General features: G+C 21.5%; 13 protein-coding genes and 4 tRNA genes. 15 read left to right on the plus strand and 2 right to left on the minus strand.

What is annotated here, in order from left to right; all coding sequences use genetic code 11:
• Nucleotides 1-417: 417 nt before the first annotated feature.
• Together nrdE and nrdF are read left to right on the plus strand one after the other, a co-directional pair.
• Entirely contained in the window at nucleotides 418-2,910 is a 2,493-nt protein-coding gene (gene nrdE / locus V9D86_RS00280; RefSeq protein WP_334330811.1) for a class 1b ribonucleoside-diphosphate reductase subunit alpha, read from the plus strand.
• A 38-nt stretch (nucleotides 2,911-2,948) separates the two neighbouring features.
• The gene (gene nrdF, locus V9D86_RS00285; RefSeq protein WP_334330812.1) at nucleotides 2,949-3,995 is read left to right on the plus strand and encodes a class 1b ribonucleoside-diphosphate reductase subunit beta; all 1,047 of its coding nucleotides are present in this window, start codon (nucleotides 2,949-2,951) and stop codon (nucleotides 3,993-3,995) included.
• Between the two features lie 122 nt (nucleotides 3,996-4,117).
• On the opposite strand, the gene groL is transcribed toward nrdF, so the two are convergent.
• The gene (groL, locus tag V9D86_RS00290) at nucleotides 4,118-5,728 is read right to left on the minus strand and encodes a chaperonin GroEL (RefSeq protein ID WP_334330813.1); all 1,611 of its coding nucleotides are present in this window, start codon (nucleotides 5,726-5,728) and stop codon (nucleotides 4,118-4,120) included.
• Between the two features lie 183 nt (nucleotides 5,729-5,911).
• Nucleotides 5,912-6,166, minus strand: a complete 255-nt coding sequence (locus tag V9D86_RS00295; protein ID WP_334330814.1) for a co-chaperone GroES — start codon at nucleotides 6,164-6,166, stop codon at nucleotides 5,912-5,914.
• 400 nt (nucleotides 6,167-6,566) lie between these two features.
• Here V9D86_RS00295 and V9D86_RS00300 point away from each other — a divergent pair, with 400 nt between their 5' ends.
• From V9D86_RS00300 to prfA, 13 genes are all read left to right on the plus strand, one after another.
• On the plus strand, nucleotides 6,567-8,360 hold the full coding sequence (locus tag V9D86_RS00300) for a nitrilase-related carbon-nitrogen hydrolase (protein WP_334330815.1): 1,794 nt from the start codon (nucleotides 6,567-6,569) through the stop codon (nucleotides 8,358-8,360).
• Nucleotides 8,361-8,373: 13 nt separating this feature from the next.
• Nucleotides 8,374-9,531, plus strand: a complete 1,158-nt coding sequence (mnmA, locus tag V9D86_RS00305) for a tRNA 2-thiouridine(34) synthase MnmA (RefSeq protein WP_334330816.1) — start codon at nucleotides 8,374-8,376, stop codon at nucleotides 9,529-9,531.
• 94 nt (nucleotides 9,532-9,625) lie between these two features.
• Nucleotides 9,626-11,842, plus strand: a complete 2,217-nt coding sequence (locus V9D86_RS00310) for a RelA/SpoT family protein (RefSeq protein WP_334330817.1) — start codon at nucleotides 9,626-9,628, stop codon at nucleotides 11,840-11,842.
• Nucleotides 11,843-12,044: 202 nt separating this feature from the next.
• Nucleotides 12,045-12,120 (plus strand) — tRNA-His (locus V9D86_RS00315).
• A 35-nt stretch (nucleotides 12,121-12,155) separates the two neighbouring features.
• Nucleotides 12,156-12,230, plus strand: a tRNA-Gln gene (locus V9D86_RS00320).
• A 50-nt stretch (nucleotides 12,231-12,280) separates the two neighbouring features.
• Nucleotides 12,281-12,366: transfer RNA gene (locus V9D86_RS00325), tRNA-Leu, on the plus strand.
• A 73-nt stretch (nucleotides 12,367-12,439) separates the two neighbouring features.
• Nucleotides 12,440-12,515, plus strand: a tRNA-Trp gene (locus V9D86_RS00330).
• 278 nt (nucleotides 12,516-12,793) lie between these two features.
• On the plus strand, nucleotides 12,794-13,078 hold the full coding sequence (gene rpsF, locus V9D86_RS00335; protein WP_334330818.1) for a 30S ribosomal protein S6: 285 nt from the start codon (nucleotides 12,794-12,796) through the stop codon (nucleotides 13,076-13,078).
• Nucleotides 13,079-13,085: 7 nt separating this feature from the next.
• Nucleotides 13,086-13,499, plus strand: a complete 414-nt coding sequence (locus V9D86_RS00340; RefSeq protein ID WP_334330819.1) for a single-stranded DNA-binding protein — start codon at nucleotides 13,086-13,088, stop codon at nucleotides 13,497-13,499.
• A gap of 25 nt (nucleotides 13,500-13,524) precedes the next feature.
• Nucleotides 13,525-13,761, plus strand: a complete 237-nt coding sequence (gene rpsR, locus V9D86_RS00345; RefSeq protein ID WP_334330820.1) for a 30S ribosomal protein S18 — start codon at nucleotides 13,525-13,527, stop codon at nucleotides 13,759-13,761.
• Between the two features lie 78 nt (nucleotides 13,762-13,839).
• On the plus strand, nucleotides 13,840-16,359 hold the full coding sequence (gene rplI / locus V9D86_RS00350; protein ID WP_334330821.1) for a 50S ribosomal protein L9: 2,520 nt from the start codon (nucleotides 13,840-13,842) through the stop codon (nucleotides 16,357-16,359).
• A 2-nt stretch (nucleotides 16,360-16,361) separates the two neighbouring features.
• Entirely contained in the window at nucleotides 16,362-17,714 is a 1,353-nt protein-coding gene (gene dnaB / locus V9D86_RS00355) for a replicative DNA helicase (protein WP_334330822.1), read from the plus strand.
• 63 nt (nucleotides 17,715-17,777) lie between these two features.
• Entirely contained in the window at nucleotides 17,778-18,815 is a 1,038-nt protein-coding gene (prfA, locus tag V9D86_RS00360) for a peptide chain release factor 1 (protein WP_334330823.1), read from the plus strand.
• Nucleotides 18,816-18,871 lie beyond the last annotated feature (56 nt).

Consider the following 18,871-nt stretch of genomic DNA (forward strand, 5'->3'; position numbering starts at 1 on the left):
ATTAACATCAAAATCTTCAATGGTTTCAGCTGTTTTATAATAAAAATAAATTTTAAAAATTATTACAATTGTTTTAAAAAAATAAATAATGAAGTCTTATCATTATTTAATAAAAATTAAAAGACTATTAGTTTAATTTTTTGTTTTTTTATGTTAAATTATAAAAATTTTAAAAAAAACTAAATATGTAGAAAATATAAAAAAAATTGATATTATACATGGGTTCGAATCCCATCATCTCCACCAAAATTAATATTTTAAAATTTAATAATTTAACCTATTAGAGATCGATATTTATCGATTTTTTTTATTTTAAAAAAAGTTTAGTTTTTTGAAATATTACAATCTATGATATAATATTTTTAAATATAAATTAACGTAAGTTAAAAAAATTTTTGTTTTCGGAGGATTTTTAAAATGATAAAAATTGTTTATGATGGATTAAAATATGGTCAAGTTTATAAAATGGCAAAAAACTTAAATTATTCTTTTTATCACGTAAAAGAACATTTATCTAATTTAGAATTAAAAGAACAATTAATAAGTGGTCTTCCAATTTTTCTTATTACTAAAAGTGTAAATTTTGGAGAAATACCTAATGAAACTAAAATTTTTTTAGATAAACATTCTGCTTCGGTTATAGGTGTTGCTGTTTCTGGAAATAAAAATTGGGGTTCTAATTTTGGTATGGCAGGGGATTTAATTGCTTCTAATTTTAATATTCCTTTGGTTTTAAAATTTGAAGGTAGTGGTTTTGAAGAAGATATTTTATATTTGAAAAAATGGTTATCTGATTATATTTATAATAATGGTCAAAAAAATGTGATTCCTAAATGGATTATGTTAAATAATCAAGTTATTGATGAAAATGGTAATATTAAAGATTTACAAAAAGATCAAGAAGCTTTAGAAATTTATTTTAAAGAAGAAATAAAACCTAAATTAAAATATTTTTATAGTTTGAAATCTAAAATAGATTATTTATTAGATAATAATTATTACGAAAAAGATTTTTTTAATTATTATACTTATGAACAAATAAAAACTATTTATCAAATGGCTTATGAAGAAAAATTTCGTTTTTCTAGTTTTATGGGTATTTTTAAATTTTATAATGATTATGCTTTACAAAATAGAAATAAAACAAAATATTTAGAAACTTATGAAGATCGTTTAGTGATTAATGCTTTGTATCATGCACATGGTGATTTTTTATTAGCTAAAAAATTAATAAAATCATTAATTAAGCAAAATTTTACTCCTTCTACTCCAACTTTACTTAATAGTGGTAAAAAATATCGTGGTGAATTTGTTTCTTGTTTTTTAATTGAAGGAGGCGATTCTTTAAACGATATTTCACGTATTTTTGAATTTTCTATGCAACTTTCGAAAATTGGTGGAGGAGTTTCAATTAATTTGAGTAATTTAAGAGCAAAAGGAGAAACAATTAAAAAAAATGTTAATGTTTGTAAAGGAGTAGTTGGGGTTTGTAAATTGCTTGATCATGGTTTTAGATATGCTGATCAAATGGGGCAAAGAAATGGTGCTGGTGCGGTTTATTTAAATGTTTTTCATGCAGATATTAAAGATTTTTTAAATACTAAAAAATTAAATGCTGATGAAGATGTTAGAGTTAAAACTTTATCTCTAGGTGTTGTAATTCCTGATAAAATGTTAGAATTAGCTAAAAATAATGAAATAATGTATATATTTTATCCTCATACAGTTTTTTTAGAATATGGTCAAAATTTTTCTGATATTAGTATTAATATGAATTATTGGTATGATATTTTAGTTAAAAATCCAAAAATTAAAAAGAAAATTATTAATCCTCGTAATTTATTAGATTTAATTGCTCAATTACAAGGTGAATCAGGTTATCCTTATATTATGTTTTGTGATAATGTCAATAAAAATAATATGTTGAATTTACCAATTAAATTTTCTAATTTATGTACAGAAATTTTACAACCAACTATTACTTCCCATTATGCCGATTATGATAAAAGAGAAGAAGACAAAATTGGGATGGATATTTCTTGTAATTTATCTTCTGGTCATATGGGTAATATGATCGAAAATAACTCAATAAAAGAAACAGTATTTATGGCTATGGAAGTAATGAATTCTGTTGCTTTAAATACTGATATTTCTTATGTTCCTGGAGTTGCTAAAGCTAATCGTTTGAATCGTAGTGTTGGCTTTGGAATTATGGGGCATCATGAATTTATTGCTAAGAATTTTATTTTTTTTGGTAGTGAAGAAAATTTAGATTTAATTGACGTATTTTTTAACGCGGTTAATTATTACAGTTTACTACATTCGATGCAAAAAGCTAAAATTACTGGTCAAAAATTTTTTAATTTTTCTAAATCTAAATATGCTGATGGAAGTTACTTTAAAAATAGAGGTGAAATTTTACCAAAAAATATTAAAGTAAAAAATATTTTTAAAAATATTCAATTACCTAGTAATAAAGATTGGGAAGAATTGAAAAAAAATGTTATTAAATATGGTCTTTATAATTCTCATCGTTTAGCTGTTGCTCCGAATGGTTCTATTGGTTATATTATGAGTACTACTCCTTCTTTAACGCCAATTAAACAATTAATTGAAGAAAGAACTTATGGAAATTCTAAAACATATTTTCCATCTCCTGGTTTAAATAAATTTTCTTTTATGTATGAAACTGCTTATAAAATTAATAAGTATCGTTTAATTGATGTTATAGCAACTGCACAAAAACATATTGATCAAGGAATTTCATTTGAATTAGGAATTACATCTGATATTACAACAAGAGAATTGCAAAAATATTATTTATATGCTCATTATCAAGGTATTAAAACTTTATATTATACAAGGACCCAAAAATTAAAAGTTAATGAATGTGAAGCTTGCGGAATTTAAATAAAATAATTAAAAAATAAAAAAATGAAAGTTTAAAAATGGAAAATAAAAATATTAATTATATTGGTGCTAATTGGAATCAATTAGAAGATTCTTATACTCATTTTTTTTATGAACAAAATTTAAGTCAATTTTGGCGTCCTGAAGATATTAGTTTACAAGGAGATTTACAAACTTGGAAAGATCTAAGTGAATTTGAAAAAAATGTTTATTCCAAAAATTTATTAATTTTAACTTTTTTAGATACTTATCAAGGTGATGCAGGAGTATTCATTATTTCTTCTTCTTTTGCGAAAGAAGAACATCAAAAAAAAGCTACACTTAATTTTATGGGTGCAATGGAAAATGCAGTACATGCTAAAAGTTATTCAAATATTTTTATGACTTTATTAAGTAGTCAAGAAATTAATGATTTATTTTTGTGGGGAGCGAATCAAAAATATTTACAAAATATTATTCGTAAAATTATTAATATTTATGAAAATTTGGAAAAAAAAATTTTTCAACGTAAATATAATGATGAAAATATAACTGATTTAATTTTTAAAAAATATCAGTGGAAAGCTATGGTTTCTTCTGTTTTTTTAGAAACTTGGTTATTTTACAGCGGTTTTTATTATCCTTTATTTTTTTATAGTCAAGGTAAATTAATGCAATCAGGTGAAATTATTAATTTAATTATTAGAGATGAAAGTGTACATGGAGTTTATATTGGTAGATTAGCTTTAAATATTTATAATTCTTTCGATAAAACAACTAAAGATGAATTATCAAAATGGATGTATAATTTATTGAAATATTTTTATCAACAACAAACTGCTTTAGTAAAAAGTGTTTATAATGAACAAACTTTAATTAATGATGTTAATAAATTTGTACGTTATAATGCTAACAAAGCTTTAATGAATTTAGGTTTTAATCCTTTTTTTGAAAAAGAAGAAGTAAATCCTGTAATTTTAAATGGTTTAAATACTGAAACTAAAACTATGGATAATTTTTCTATGAAAGGTAATGGTTATCAAAAAATGAGATCTGAAAGTTTACAAGATAGTGATTTTATTTTTTTTGAACCAAAAATTAATTAAATTTAATCTTTTAAAAATATTTATTTCATAAAAATATTTTTTTTATATAAAAAAAGCTAAATTATTTTTTTTAATAATTTAGCTTTTATTTTATTTTTATAATAAAAAATATTTAAATTTTATTATTCTGGCATCATCATAGAATTTTCTTTATTATTATTTTCTTTTATTGTTACTACTGCTGCTTCTGTAGTTATTATTAATGATGCAATAGAAGCTGCATTTATAACTGCTTGACGAGCAACTTTAGTTGGATCAATAATACCTTTTTTTAATAAATTAGTATAAATGCCTTCTTTAGCGTCAAATCCAAAATTTTCTTGTTCAGATAATTGTTTACGAATTACATGATCACCATCGAAACCTGCATTTTCTGCAATTTGATAAGTTGGTGCTAAAAGACTTTCGATAACCACATTAATTCCTTTTTGTATATCCGGATTAGAATCAGTTAATTTAACATTTAATTCTTTATAAATTTCTATTAAAGCCTTACCACCACCTACAACAATTCCTTCAGTTATAGCTGCTTTAGTAGCGTTTAAAGCATCTTCAATTCTTAATTTTTTTTCTTTTAATTCTGTTTCAGTAGCTGCACCAACTTTAATTAAAGCTACTCCTCCTGATAATTTAGCTAATCTTTCTTTTAAATTGTTTTTTTCAAATTCGTTATCAGTATTAAAGCATTGGATTTCAATTTCTTTAATTCTTTCTTTTAAAGCAGAAGTTTTTTGAGCCCCAACTAAAACAGTGTTATCTTTTTTAATTAATGCTTTATGAACACTACCTAAATCTTTCATTTTTATATCTTTTAGATTCATATTTAAATCTTTAGAAATAAATTTAGCTTGAGTTAAAATAGCAATATCTTGTAAATTTTCTTTTTGATTATCTCCAAAACCAGGTGCATTAGTAACAACTATATTAAATGTTCCTTTCATTTTATTGATAACTAAAATACTTGTAACTTCATTTTCTACAGAATCAGCAATTATTAATAATGATTTACCTTGTTTAACTACTTCTTCTAATAAATGTAAAATTTCTTGAATATTATTTATTTTATGATCTGTTACTAAAATTAAAGGATGTTCTAATTCAACTGACATAGTTTCTCTGTTATTAACAAAATAAGGTGAAGCGTAACCTTTATCATATTGCATACCTTCAACTACTTCTAATTTGGTTTCAAAACCTTTAGATTCATCAACATTAATAACACCATTTTTTGTTACTTTTTGCATTGCTAAAGCAATGATTTTTCCAATTTCTTTACTTCCAGATGAAATAGAAGCTACATTTTCAATATCTTCTTGCGTTATTACTGGTTTTGATTTTTCTAAAAGTTTTGCTATAACTTGTTTTGTTGCTTTTTCTATTCCTTCTTTTACTAAAACAGGATTAGCACCTAAATCTATTGCTTTAAAACCACGATGAATCATTTTTTGAGCTAAAAGAGTTGCAGTTGTAGTTCCATCTCCTGCGTTATCGTTTGTCTTAGAAGCGACTTCATATAATAATTTAGCTCCCATATTTTGAAAAGGATCTTTTAATTCTATTTCTTTAGCGATAGAAACTCCATCATTAACTATTAAAGGAGATTCATAATTTTTTTCTAAAATAACATTACGTCCTTTAGGTCCTAAAGTAACCTTAACAGTATTTGATAAAATATCTACTCCTTTAAGAAGTTCTTTTCTTGCTTCTTTGTTATAAATAATTTCTTTTGCCATATTAAAAATTTACTCCTTTCATATTTAAATTTATTTGTCAATTATTAATATTTTTAGAAATTAAATTTAATTTTTAATGATTTATTATTTTTTTAATTGTTTTATTTTAAAAATTTATTTTTAAGTTTTTAACAAATATTTATAATAACCATATTCATTTTATAATTTTTTTTAAAAATTATTTTATAATAAAGCTAAAATATCTTTTGAAGAAACTACTAAATATTCTTTGTCTTTAATTTTAATTTTATTTCCTGAATAATTTTTATAAATTACTTCATCATTTTTTTTAATTTCTGATACTTTTGGTCCTACCGCGATAACTTTTCCAAATGATGATTTTTCTTTTTCTTGAGTATTTATAATAATTCCACTATCTGTTGTATTTTTTTCAATTTTAAATTCTAAAATGACATTATCTTCTAAAGGTCTAATCAAAATTTTACTCCTTTTACTTAAATTTTTAAAATGTTTTAAATGTATTAAAAAATCTTACAAAATTAAAATATTTATTATATCTTAATGAACTTTTGATATTTTATAAATGATGTTTGTTAATAATGATATTTTTATTAAAATTTTTAAATTTCAAAATTTAATAAATTATTATATATAACATCAAACTTAATTATAATATAGTTAAAAAAAAATGTCAAATTTATAAAAAACAAATATTACTTATTTTTTAAAAAAATTTCTTTAAAGATAAAATTTTTATGATAAAATTTTATTAAAAATTATAAATTTTTTTAAGTAAATTTTATAAATATTAATAAATAATAATATAATAAAACTTATTTTTGAATAAAATATAGAAAGGTTGTTTTTAATTATATATATGTATAAAAATGGTTTAATAAAAATTGAATTATCTAGTCCTGATATTGTAATTTGTAATCCTTTTGTTAATGCTAAAAAAATATTAAAAATTATAGATTTAAGTTTATCTAGTTTTGTATTATTTCCGGAACTTTGTTTAAGTAGTTATAGTGCTGGAGATTTATTTTTTAAAAATTCTTTTTTAGACGAAAATATTAAGGCTTTAGAATGGTTAATTAATACTACATCTTTTAAAGGAATTTATATTTTAGGGATGCCTTTAGTTGTTGATTCTTCAATTTTTAATGTAGCGGTTATTATACAAAATAAACGTATTTTAGGTATTGTTCCTAAAAAAACTATTCCAAATTATAAAGAGTTTAATGAAAAAAGATGGTTTCAATCAGGAAAAAATTTTTCTCAAACAGAAATTATTTTATTAGGTCAAAAAGTTACATTTGGTGATATTTTATTTATTAATAAAAAATTTAATTTAATTTTTGGAGTTGAAATTTGTCAAGATTTATGGACTATAGAATCTCCCAGTGATCTTTTAGTTTTAAATGGTGCTCACATAATTTTTAATTTATCATCTTCTGTCGAACATATTGGTAAAACAGAACAACGTTTAATGGCTGTAATAGATCATTCTCGTAAACAAATAGGAGGATATTTTTATACTAGTAGTGGAATAACAGAATCATCAACAGATGTTGTTTTTTCAAATCATAAAATAGCTGCTGTGTTAGGTCAATTAATAGGCGAAAAACATTTATTTGAACAAGATGTTAGTTTGGTTGTTGATGTTTGTCTTGATTCTATTAAAAATCAAAGAATAGTTGATACTACTTACAACGATCAAATAATTAATAAATTTTTTAAATTTCAAAAAGTTTATTTTACATTAAAGGAAACCAAAGAATATATTTTAGAAAATAATTTAGATTTTTTACCTTTTATTCCGAAGAATAATTTGTCTAAACAATTAAAAATAGCCGATATGATTCAAGTTTATTCTTTACAAAATAAATTAAATTATCTTCCGAAAGTGAAAGTAATTTTAAATATTACAAACAGTATTCAAGATTTTTTATCTTTAATGGTTGTTTATAAAGTTTTTACAAATTTAAAAAAAGATTTAAATAGTTTGGTTATTATTTTACCTTATTGTGAGTTTAGCGAAGTTAATCATTTTAATAAAATTAAACAATTTTTAAAACAATTAAAAATCAATAATATTGTAAAAACTATTTATGTTTTAAAAGAAAATCATAAATTATTATCATTATATTCTGAAAAGAAGATTTTTCTAGAAATAAATAATAAAGATATAAATGATGAAAAAAATTTATTTTTAGCTACTTATAATTTATCTGATATTGCTTTAGGTAATATTAAAAATCAATTTTTTTATAATTATATTTACAATGTTAATGTTGGAATATCTAATACTTTTATGCAAAAATTATTTTTACATCATTTAGAATCTTATAATTGGAATATGGATTCAGAATTAAAAAAATTTTATTTATCAAAAACAAATGATTTATTACAAGAAAAAATAATTATTGAAGATTTTATTTTATATTATTTTTTATTTAAAGGTTTAAAAAAAGATAAAATAGCTTGGTTTTTAACAGAAGTTTTTAATTTGGATATTAAAAAAAGTTTAAAATTAGTTGATGATTATTTAAAAAAATTTTATAAATCACAATACAAAAGACAATATATTTCTCCAGGACCAAAAATATTAGAAAATAGTTTATCTCCTAGGACAGAATTTAAATTACCATTAGATTTTGAAATAAATTAAAAGTTGGTAAAATATGAAAAAAAAAGTAATTATTGGTTTATCTGGAGGAGTAGATAGCAGTGTTGCGGCTTTATTGTTAAAACAAAAAGGTTATTTAGTAGAAGCTGTTTTTATGAAAAATTGGGATTCTGGTTTAAATTTTGATATTGAAGGTAATCCAGATGTTAAAAAAATAGTTTGTCCTCAAACAAAAGATTATCAAGACGCTTTAAAAGTATCTAAACAATTAGAAATTAAATTGCATAAAGTTAATTTTGTTGAAGAATATTGGAATAAAGTTTTTAAATATTTTTTAGATTCTTTGAAAAAAAATTTAACTCCAAATCCTGATGTATTATGTAATAATGAAATTAAATTTAATGTTTTTATAAAATATGTTGATAAATTTAAACCTGATTTTATTGCTACTGGTCATTATGCAAATATATGTTATGATAAAAATAATAAAGTAATTTTAAAAAAAGCTTTTGACATAAATAAAGATCAGAGTTATTTTTTATCTCAGTTAAAACAACATCAATTGAAAAAAATTATTTTTCCTTTAGGTAAATTAACTAAAATAGAAGTTAGGAAAATAGCTAAAAAAGCCGGTTTAATAAATGCTAATAAAAAAGATTCAACTGGTATTTGTTTTATTGGTGAAAGACGTTTTTGTGATTTTTTAAAAAATTATTTACCAATGCAACCAGGAAAAATGAAAAAGCTTGATGGAACTTATTTAAAAGAACATCAAGGAACTATATATTACACTATTGGCCAAAGAAAAGGATTAGGTTTAGGTGGTTTTAAATCTAATCAATCTCCTTGGTTTGTTATTGGTAAAAACTTAAAAAAGAATGTATTATATGTAGAACAAGGTTCAGAACATTTTTATTTATATAGTGATTCTGCTTTAATAGTAAATGTAGTATGGCGTAGTAATATTGATGATATTCAAAAACAAATTGAAAAATCGAAAAAAAATTTAAATGCTAAATTTCGTTATCGTCAATTAGATCAAAAAATTATTATTAGTTGGTTAAATAATACTACGGTTAAAGTTTATTATCCTCAAAAAATTAAAGCCGTGACTCCTGGACAAATATGTGCTTTTTATTTAGACGATATTTGTTTGGGTTCTGGAATGATTAAAGAAGTTTATTCTTGTAATAAAAAAATGATTTATGTTTAAAAATTATTTAAATTATGTTTTATTTTATTAACTAAAATTATATTTAAATTTATATTATTTTTTTAATTAATTATAAAGAAAATAGGTTATATATTTGATAATAAAAAAAAATTATTTACAAAATGATATTTTATTTCAAGATTTAATTCAGACTGTTGCTAAAAATATTTCTCAAATACAAATTTTAAATAAAATTACTAAAGCTTATCAATTGGCTAAACACAAACATGATGGACAAAAAAGATTAACAGGAGAAGATTATATTGTTCATTTAGTAGCTGTAGCTAAAATTTTATCTAATTTAAATGTAGAACCTAATACTTTAATGGCTGGTTTATTACATGATATTTTAGAAGATACTGATTTAAGTTTTTTAGAATTAACTGATTTAATGGGTGAAGATATAGCTAATTTAGTTAGATATGTTACTAAGTTAGAAAAATTAGTTTTTAATCAAGATTATGAACAATATGGACAATCTGATAATCATCAAAAAATTTTTTTAGCAATAGCGCAAGACATAAGAGTAGTTATTATTAAAATTGTTGATAGATTGCATAATATGCAAACTTTAAAATCATTAAGACCAGAAAAACAAATTAGAATAGCTAAAGAAACGTTAGAAATTTATGCTCCTTTAACTCATCGTTTAGGTATTTTTGAAATTAAATCTGAATTAGAGGATTTATGTTTAAGATATATTAATCCTCAAATTTACTATCATATTTCAGAATTAATTAAGTCTAAAAAAAGAGAAAGAGAAATAAATATTGAAAAAATTATAACTAATATCAAACAGTTATTTTTTCAAAATAATTTAAATAATTTTATAATTAAAGGAAGAGTTAAAAATATTTATAGTATTTATAAAAAAATGACTAAAAGAAATTTGAGTTTTTCTGAAATTTTTGATTTATTTGCTATTAGAATTATTGTTGATAATGTAGATTTATGTTATCAAATTTTAGGAGTTATTCATGCTAATTATTTTCCTATTCCTTTAAAATTTAAAGATTATATTGCTGTCCCAAAACCTAATTTATATCAATCTTTGCATACTACAGTTTTATCAAAAAAATCAGGTGATTTATTTGAGATTCAAATTAGAACAATGGTAATGGACGAAATAGCTGAAAAAGGTATTGCTTCTCACTGGACTTATAAAGAAAATAAAGTTTATTCTAAAGAAATAAAACAATTGGAAATTGCAAAAAAATTAAGATGGTATAATGAGCTTATTAAAATTACTAAAGATTCTTATGATAATTATCCTCAAGAAACTTCTAAAGAGTTTACGGATGCGATTAAAAATGATATTCTAAGTGAAAATGTTTATGTTTTTACTCCTAAACAGAAAGTTTTAGAATTACCTAAAGGTTCTACTCCGATTGATTTTGCTTTTAGGATTCATACTGAAATTGGTGCTAAAATGTCTGGAGCTATTATTAATGGTAAAATTACTCCTTTAAATTATCAATTAAAAAATGGTGATTTTGTTAATATTAAAACTAATAAAAATGTTATAACAATTAATAAAGAATGGTTAAGAATTGTTAAAACTATTTATGCTAAAAGAAAAATTAAGCATATATTATATAAATATCAAAATGAAGATTTAATTGCATTAGGTAAAGAATTATTAGAAAAAGAAAAACAATTACAAAAAATAAATTTTATTATTGATAATAAATTTTTAAAAAAGAATTTTAAAAAATACAATTTTGATTCTTTAAATGATTTTTATTTAGAAATAGGTAAAAAAAATATTTCTCCTAAATTAATTTTTCAACAATATGTTTTTAAAGAAGACGAACAAAAAAAATTATTGAATAATTATATTCATAAATCTTCACAAATATCAAATAAAAAAAATAAAATTGGTATTATTGTTGATGGTTTAAGCAATATAAAATTAAAGTTAGCTAATTGTTGTTTGCCTGTTTTAGGAGATGAAATTTTGGGTTTTATTAGTAAAGAAAAAGGTGTTGTTATACATTGTTATGAATGTATTAATTTAAAAAAATATAATAAAAATAAATTAGTTAATGTTGTTTGGGATTTTAATGTTAAAATAAAAAATGCTGCTTATCTTTATATAAAATGTTCTAAAAATATTTCTTTATTACCACAAATTATAAATAAATTGAATAAATTTGCTATTAATATTGTTAATTTAAATGTTATTAATAATAAAATTGAAACCATTATTAAATTAAAAATATTGGTTAATAATAAACAGGAATTAGATAATTTAATGATTAATTTAAGAAATTTTTCTAATATTCACTATATTTCTAGAAATATTAATTAAATTATATTCATAAAATTTAAATGTTTGATATACTTATATATTATGGTTAAATAACTATAAAATTGTATCATTATTTTACAATTTTGAATTTTTTAATATTTAATATAATTTAAAATATATTTTTTATTTTACAAATGAATAATTTTAGTTTAAAATATTTAAGTTATTTAATTACTTATAATTTTATTATTTATAAAAAATGGCGGTTGTGGCGAAGTGGTTAACGCGGCGGCTTGTGGCGCCGATATTCGTGGGTTCGATTCCCATCAACCGCCCCAAAAGAATAATAATTTATAATAAATAATATTTTTTTAGGCCCATAGCCAAGTGGTAAGGCAACGGACTTTGACTCCGTGATTCGTTGGTTCAAATCCATCTGGGCCTGCCAAATTTTTAATTATTAATTTTTTTTGATTTTTTATAATTATATATTATTTTGCGGGTGTGGCGAAATGGCAGACGCACTAGACTTAGGATCTAGCGTTTAATAAAACTTGCAGGTTCAAGTCCTGTCACCCGTACCAAATTAATTTCATAAAATATAATTTATTATTTATTAAAATTACAAAAAAAATTATAAAAATAGTATAAAAATATAGGGATATGATGTTAATGGCTAGCATAACGGTCTCCAAAACCGCTTGTTCGGGTTCGAATCCTGATATCCCTGCCAACTAGAAATTTAAATAATGTTTATATTTTATTAATATATTATTTTTTTAAATTTTATATTAATTAATAAGATAAATATTAAAATGATTATTTACTATTAATTAATATAAAATAATATATGTTTTTAAAAAAAATTTAATAATTTAATATAATTATTTTTATAAATTTGATAAAATACAATAGAAAATGATTTCTATTATAATTTTATAACTTGATCTTTTTCTTTAGATCCTTTTCTTTATTAATTAAAGAACAAAAAAATGTCCATAAGGGGAAAATATGAAAAAATACGAAATATTATATATTATGCGTCCTAATATAAGTGATGGAGAAATTAAAAAAAATATTGAAAATATTAATAAAATATTTTATAATAATGAAAATAAAAGTATTAAAACAAAAGAACTAGGATTAAAAGATTTAGCCTATTGTATTGATAAACATTATAAAGGTTATTATGTTTCTATGTTTTTTAATGCTATTCCACAAATGATAGAAGAATTTAAACGTGTTGTTAAAATTAATGAAGATATAATAAGATCTATAGTTATAAAAGAGGAGTGATTTATTTATGATTAATAAAGTTATTTTAGTGGGTAGAATAACTAAAGACCCAGAATTGCGTTATGTTAATCTTGATATACCTACTGTTAGATTTAGTTTGGCTGTTGGTAGAAATTTTATTAACAAAGAAGGTAATAGAGAAACTGATTTTATTAGTTGTGTAGTTTGGAGAAAACAAGCTGAAAATTTAACAAAATATATTACAAAAGGCGCTTTATTGGGTATTGAAGGTAATATAAGAACTAGTAATTATGATACTCCAGATGGTATTAGACGTTATGTAACTGAAGTTTATTGTGATAGTATTCAATTTTTAGAACCAAAAAAATCTAATAATTTTGACGATAAGTTAGAAATTAATAATAATCAAAAAAATATTGATATTTACAATAGTGAAGATGATGATGATGTTCCATTTTAAACTAATAGTTAGGATAGAGTAAATTATGAAATTTAATAAAAAGAAAATTTTTAAAAAACGTAATAAAGTTTGTTATTTTACAGATAATAAAATAACTAAAATAGATTTTAAAGACATAGAATTATTAAAAAAATTTATTACTGAACAAGGAAAAATTATACCAAAAAGAATAACAGGTACTAGTGCTATTTGGCAGAGACGTTTAGCAATTTCAATAAAAAGAGCACGCCATATGGCTTTACTTCCTTTTATAAAAAAATAAAACAAACAGAATATTTTAATTCTGTTTATTTTTTTATAATATGTAAAAATAAAAAAAGAAAGAGTTTGATTAAATTTCATGTTCAAAAAAAAAATTAACTATAAAACTATTTTTATTTTATGTTGTGTGATAGTTATTTTTATATTATTTATTAGTTTGACTATGGATTTTATCAGTATTAATAGTAATATTAAAAGTATAATAGTTGGTGGAGAAAAATCAATAAAAAAAGTATGGACTGATTTCACTACTTTTAGTCTTTTAGTTAAAATATTTTTATTAATTTTATGTATAGGTTTTTTGTTGAATTTTCAAAATTATTTTGAAATTAATCGTTTAAGAAATAAACTTTCTTTATGGTCTAAATTATCTTATTATGTAAATCAAGTTGGTGAAGAAGTTTTTAATAAATTACCTATAGGTATTGTTTTAATTGATGATGTTGAAAAAGGTATTCAATGGTTAAATCCTTATGCTAATTCTATTTTAAAAAATCCTGTCATTAACACACCTTTAAAAAATTTAAATGAAGAAATGGAAAAATTAACTAATTTTGCAGATAATAATAATACAACTATTATAAATATTGATCAAGAAAAGTTTGAATGTTTATATAAAAAAGAATTTAATGTTTTTTATTTGTTTAATGTTACAGAAAAAGAACAAATTAAAAAACTTTATTATCAAAAAACACCAGCTTTATCAATTTTGTCTTTTGATAATTTAGAAGAATCTTTAGTTCGTTATGATTTATCTGAACAAACTCATATACAAGGTCAATATTTGACAGTTATTTCTGAATTTGCAGAAAATCATGAAGGTTATTTAAAAAAATTATTCGATAATCGTTTTTTATTGATCATTCATAGAGAAAAGTTAGAAATTATTATAAAAGATAAATTTTCTATATTAGAACAAGTTAGAAATATTTCTAATAAATATCAGTTAAAAATTACACTTTCAATTGGGATTGCTTGTTGGAATTTATCTTATGATAAATTATCTTCTTATGCTCAAAATGCTATAGAATTGTCTCAAAAAAGAGGTGGAGATCAAGCTGTTGTAAATATAGAAAATGAAAATATTAAATTTTTTGGTGCTAAAACAGATTCGTTTATTAAAAATTCGAAAGTTAATGTTAGAGTTAATGCACAAATTTTGTTAGATATATTAAATAAAAATAATGATTGTTTTATTATGGGTCATAATAATACGGATTTTGATTCTTTAGCTTCCATGATAGCTTTTTATAGAATTGCTTCTAGTATTAATAATTTTAATAAACAATATTTAATTATAGATGAAGATAATTTAGATCCTAGCGTTACTTTTGTCTATCGTAAACTTATTATTAAAATTCCAGAAATAAAAAATAACATTATTATTACTGATAAAGCAAAAAAAATGATTCAAAAAAATGATACTTTAGTTATTTTAGATACTCAATCGAAAGAAATAACTAATAGTCCTCAATTACTTTCTTTAACTAATAATATTGTTGTTATAGATCATCATCGTACACCAAATGATAATATTAAAAGTCTTTTTTCTTATTTGAATTCTTCTGCTTCTTCTACTGTAGAGTTAATGGTGGAATTAATCCCTTTTTTAGGAAAAGAAATTATATTTACTCCTTTTGAAGCAAGTATTATGTATGCAGGAATTTTATTAGATACTAATAATTTTACTTATCGCACTAGTTCTATAACTTTTGAAGTTTTGGCTAAGTTAAAAGATTTAGGCGCAGATAGTATGGAAGTTAAATCTTGGTTAAGAAATGATTTTATAAAAATTTTAGAAATAAATAAATTAATTGATAAAATGGAAATTTATATGGGAAGATTTGCTATTGTTAAAAGTGAACAAATTTATGATAATAGATCTTTCTTAGCTCAAGTTTCAGAAACAGTTTTAGATATTCAAAATATTGATGCTGCTTTTACATTTACTAAATTAAATGAAAATACTGTTGGCATAAGTGCTAGATCTTATAATAATGTTAATGTTCAAATATTAATGGAACAGTTGGGTGGTGGAGGACATTTAAATAGTGCAGCTACTCAAATTAAAAGTGATAATGTTGAAGAAACTGTTAAAAAATTAAAAAAATTATTAAAATTAGAATATGAAACTGGTGTTAATATGAAAATTATTGTGTTAGAAGATATTCAAAATAAAGGTTTAAAGAAAGGAGATATTATTAAAGTAAAACCTATTTATGGTAATTTTTTAATAAAAAGTAAAAAATATTTATTAGCTAATGATGAAAATATTGAAAAAATAAAAAAAGAAAAAAATGATGAGATAGAAAAAAAACGTAATCATGAATTTTTAATGTCCAAATTAAAATCAGAAATTGATAATAAAAAAATTAATATTGAGGTAAAATTGGGACCTAATGGAAAAATTTATGGAAAAGTTACTTCTAAACAAATTGTAGAAGAATTTCATAAAATATATAATATTTTTATTGATAAAAAAAAAATATGTTTAGATGGTGAAATCAATTCTTTGGGTATTTATAAAATAGAAGTTATTTTAACTAATGAAATTAAAGCTTATTTTTTAGTTAATGTTGTTGATGATAAGATAATTTAATAATGAAAAATGTTATAATAAGAAAAAGATTACCTTTTCATTTCGAAGCTGAACAAGCTATTTTAGGAATTATTTTTTTAAATCCTAAAAAAATGTCTTTTATTTATGATGTTTTAAATGTAGAAGATTTTTTTGAGATTAAACATAAAGATATCTTTCAAGCTATGAAAAATTTATTTAAAGAAAAAAAAGAAATTGATTATATTTCAGTTCATTCTTTATTAAAAGAAAAAAATATATCAGAAGATAAAGAAGAAGATATAGACTATTTAATTGATTTAGTTAATTTAATTTCTGATATTAATAATTTAGAAACTTATATAGAATTAATTAAAGAAGCAGCTTTAAAAAGAGAATTGATTGAGGTTAGTGCTGCGATCAATGCTAAAGGTTATAATGATGAAATTGATATTCAAAGGTATTTAGATTTTGCTGAAGAAAAAATTTTTTCATTATCAAAAAAAAGAAAAACTAATTTTTTTATAGAAATTGGAAATTTATTAAAATCTATTCAAGAAAAAACTATTAATACTCGTAATTCTGATGATCGAGTAATTGGTTTAAGAACTGGATTTAATAGTTTAGATGAAATTACATTAGGTTTTAAACCAGAAGAATTTATTGTATTGGCTTCTAGACCTGCTATGGGTAAGAGTGCTTTTGTTATGAATTTAGCTTTAAATATGTCTAGAGTTAATTCAACCCCGCCAGGAATAGCTATTTTTAGTTTAGAAATGTCTAATGAACAAATTGGAACTAGAATGTTAAGTTTTAAAACTAAAATATATCATAAAAAAATTCAATTAAGTAGAGGATTAAGTGAACATGAATTAAATATGATTAATAAAACCTGTGATGAAATAAGTGAGTATAACATTTTTTTTGATGATTCATCTTCTGTAAATATTTCAAAAATTAGACAACAATGTCGTCAACTTAAACATGAAAATAAATTAGATTTCGTTATTATTGATTATTTACAATTAATTCATAATTCTAATCAAAAGAATAATCGACAAGAAGAAATATCAACTATTTCGCGAAATTTAAAACAAATGGCAAGAGAGTTAAAAATTCCAGTTTTAGCTTTATCACAATTATCTCGTGATGTAGAAAAAAGAGAAGATAAAAAACCAATATTATCCGATTTAAGAGATTCTGGTTCGATTGAGCAAGATGCTGATGTTGTAATGTTTTTATATCGTGAAGATTATTATGTTAAAGATAAAAATCAATTTGGAAAAAATGATGTAGTTAAAGTAGATTTAATTATTTCTAAAAATCGTCAAGGTATTATTGGTATTAAAAAATTTGATTTTAATCTTACAACTTTATCTTTTATAGAAGAAATATAGGTATTTTAATAAATTATATAAAATATATAAAAAACTTATTATAATAAGGAAAATAGTTAAAAAATGTTTGATAAATTAAAAAAAATAAATCAAAAATATTTAAATTTACAAAAATTAATTTTATTAGAAAAAAATTCTAAAAAAAAAGTTCAATTATTTAAAGAAATAGGAAATTTAAAAGAAATTGTTGATACTTATGATGAATATTTAAATTTAGAAAAAGAATTATTTAAAATAAAACAATTTATTAAAAATGATTGTAATAATGATTTATTAAATTTAGCTTTTCAAGAAGAAGAAATTTTAAACGAAAAAATACAAAATGAATTAAAAAAATTAAAATATTTATTATTTCCGCTTGAACCAGAAGATAATAAAAATGTTATTATACAAATTAAAGGGGCTGCCGGCGGTGATGAAGCTAATCTTTTTTCGGCAGATTTATTTAGAATGTATTCTAAATATGCTGAATTAAAAAATTGGAAAATGGAAATTTTAAATTTAATTACTAATATTAAAGGTGGTATTTCTTCAGTAGAATTTATTTTGTCTGGAAAAAAAGTATATTATTTTTTAAAGTATGAATCTGGTGTACATAGGGTTCAAAGAGTACCGACTACAGAAGTACAAGGTCGTATTCATACTTCTACTTCTACCGTTTTAGTTATGCCTGAAGTAGATGAAATAGAATTTAAAATTGATTGGAAAGATATTCGTTTTGACACTTTTAATTCTAGTGGCCCAGGTGGTCAATCTGTTAATACTACAAAATCAGCTGTGCGTTTAACTCATTTACCAACAAATATTAGTGTTGCTTGTCAAATAGGTAAAAGTCAACATGAAAATAAAAAAAAAGCATTTAGTTTATTAAAAGCTAGAATTTATGATAAAATTAATAAGCAAAATACAGAAAAAGAAAATCAAAAAAGAAAGTTTTTAATTGGTGGTGGTGAACGTAGCGAAAAAATAAGGACCTATAATTATCCACAAAACCGTATTACTGATCATCGTATTTCTTTAAATTTAAAAAAATTAGATATTATTATGGAAGGAAAATTAGATTTTATTATTGAACCTTTAATTGATGAATATAATAAATAAATTTTTATTTATTGAAAAAAATAAAAATTTATTTCATTTATTGGTAATAAATATAA

Origin of the sequence: Candidatus Phytoplasma prunorum, assembly GCF_036924415.2 — a bacterium.
GTDB lineage: Bacteria > Bacillota_I > Bacilli_A > Acholeplasmatales > Acholeplasmataceae > Phytoplasma > Phytoplasma prunorum.

Bases quoted from the DNA above. Each gene is read 5' to 3' on its own strand.
- groL (WP_334330813.1), bottom strand. From the start codon at position 5,728: ATGGCAAAAGAAATTATTTATAACAAAGAAGCAAGAAAAGAACTTCTT.
- prfA (WP_334330823.1), top strand. From the start codon at position 17,778: ATGTTTGATAAATTAAAAAAAATAAATCAAAAATATTTAAATTTACAA.
- nrdE (WP_334330811.1), top strand. From the start codon at position 418: ATGATAAAAATTGTTTATGATGGATTAAAATATGGTCAAGTTTATAAA.
- rplI (WP_334330821.1), top strand. From the start codon at position 13,840: ATGTTCAAAAAAAAAATTAACTATAAAACTATTTTTATTTTATGTTGT.
- mnmA (WP_334330816.1), top strand. From the start codon at position 8,374: ATGAAAAAAAAAGTAATTATTGGTTTATCTGGAGGAGTAGATAGCAGT.
- rpsF (WP_334330818.1), top strand. From the start codon at position 12,794: ATGAAAAAATACGAAATATTATATATTATGCGTCCTAATATAAGTGAT.
- nrdF (WP_334330812.1), top strand. From the start codon at position 2,949: ATGGAAAATAAAAATATTAATTATATTGGTGCTAATTGGAATCAATTA.
- rpsR (WP_334330820.1), top strand. From the start codon at position 13,525: ATGAAATTTAATAAAAAGAAAATTTTTAAAAAACGTAATAAAGTTTGT.
- V9D86_RS00300 (WP_334330815.1), top strand. From the start codon at position 6,567: ATGTATAAAAATGGTTTAATAAAAATTGAATTATCTAGTCCTGATATT.
- dnaB (WP_334330822.1), top strand. From the start codon at position 16,362: ATGAAAAATGTTATAATAAGAAAAAGATTACCTTTTCATTTCGAAGCT.
- V9D86_RS00340 (WP_334330819.1), top strand. From the start codon at position 13,086: ATGATTAATAAAGTTATTTTAGTGGGTAGAATAACTAAAGACCCAGAA.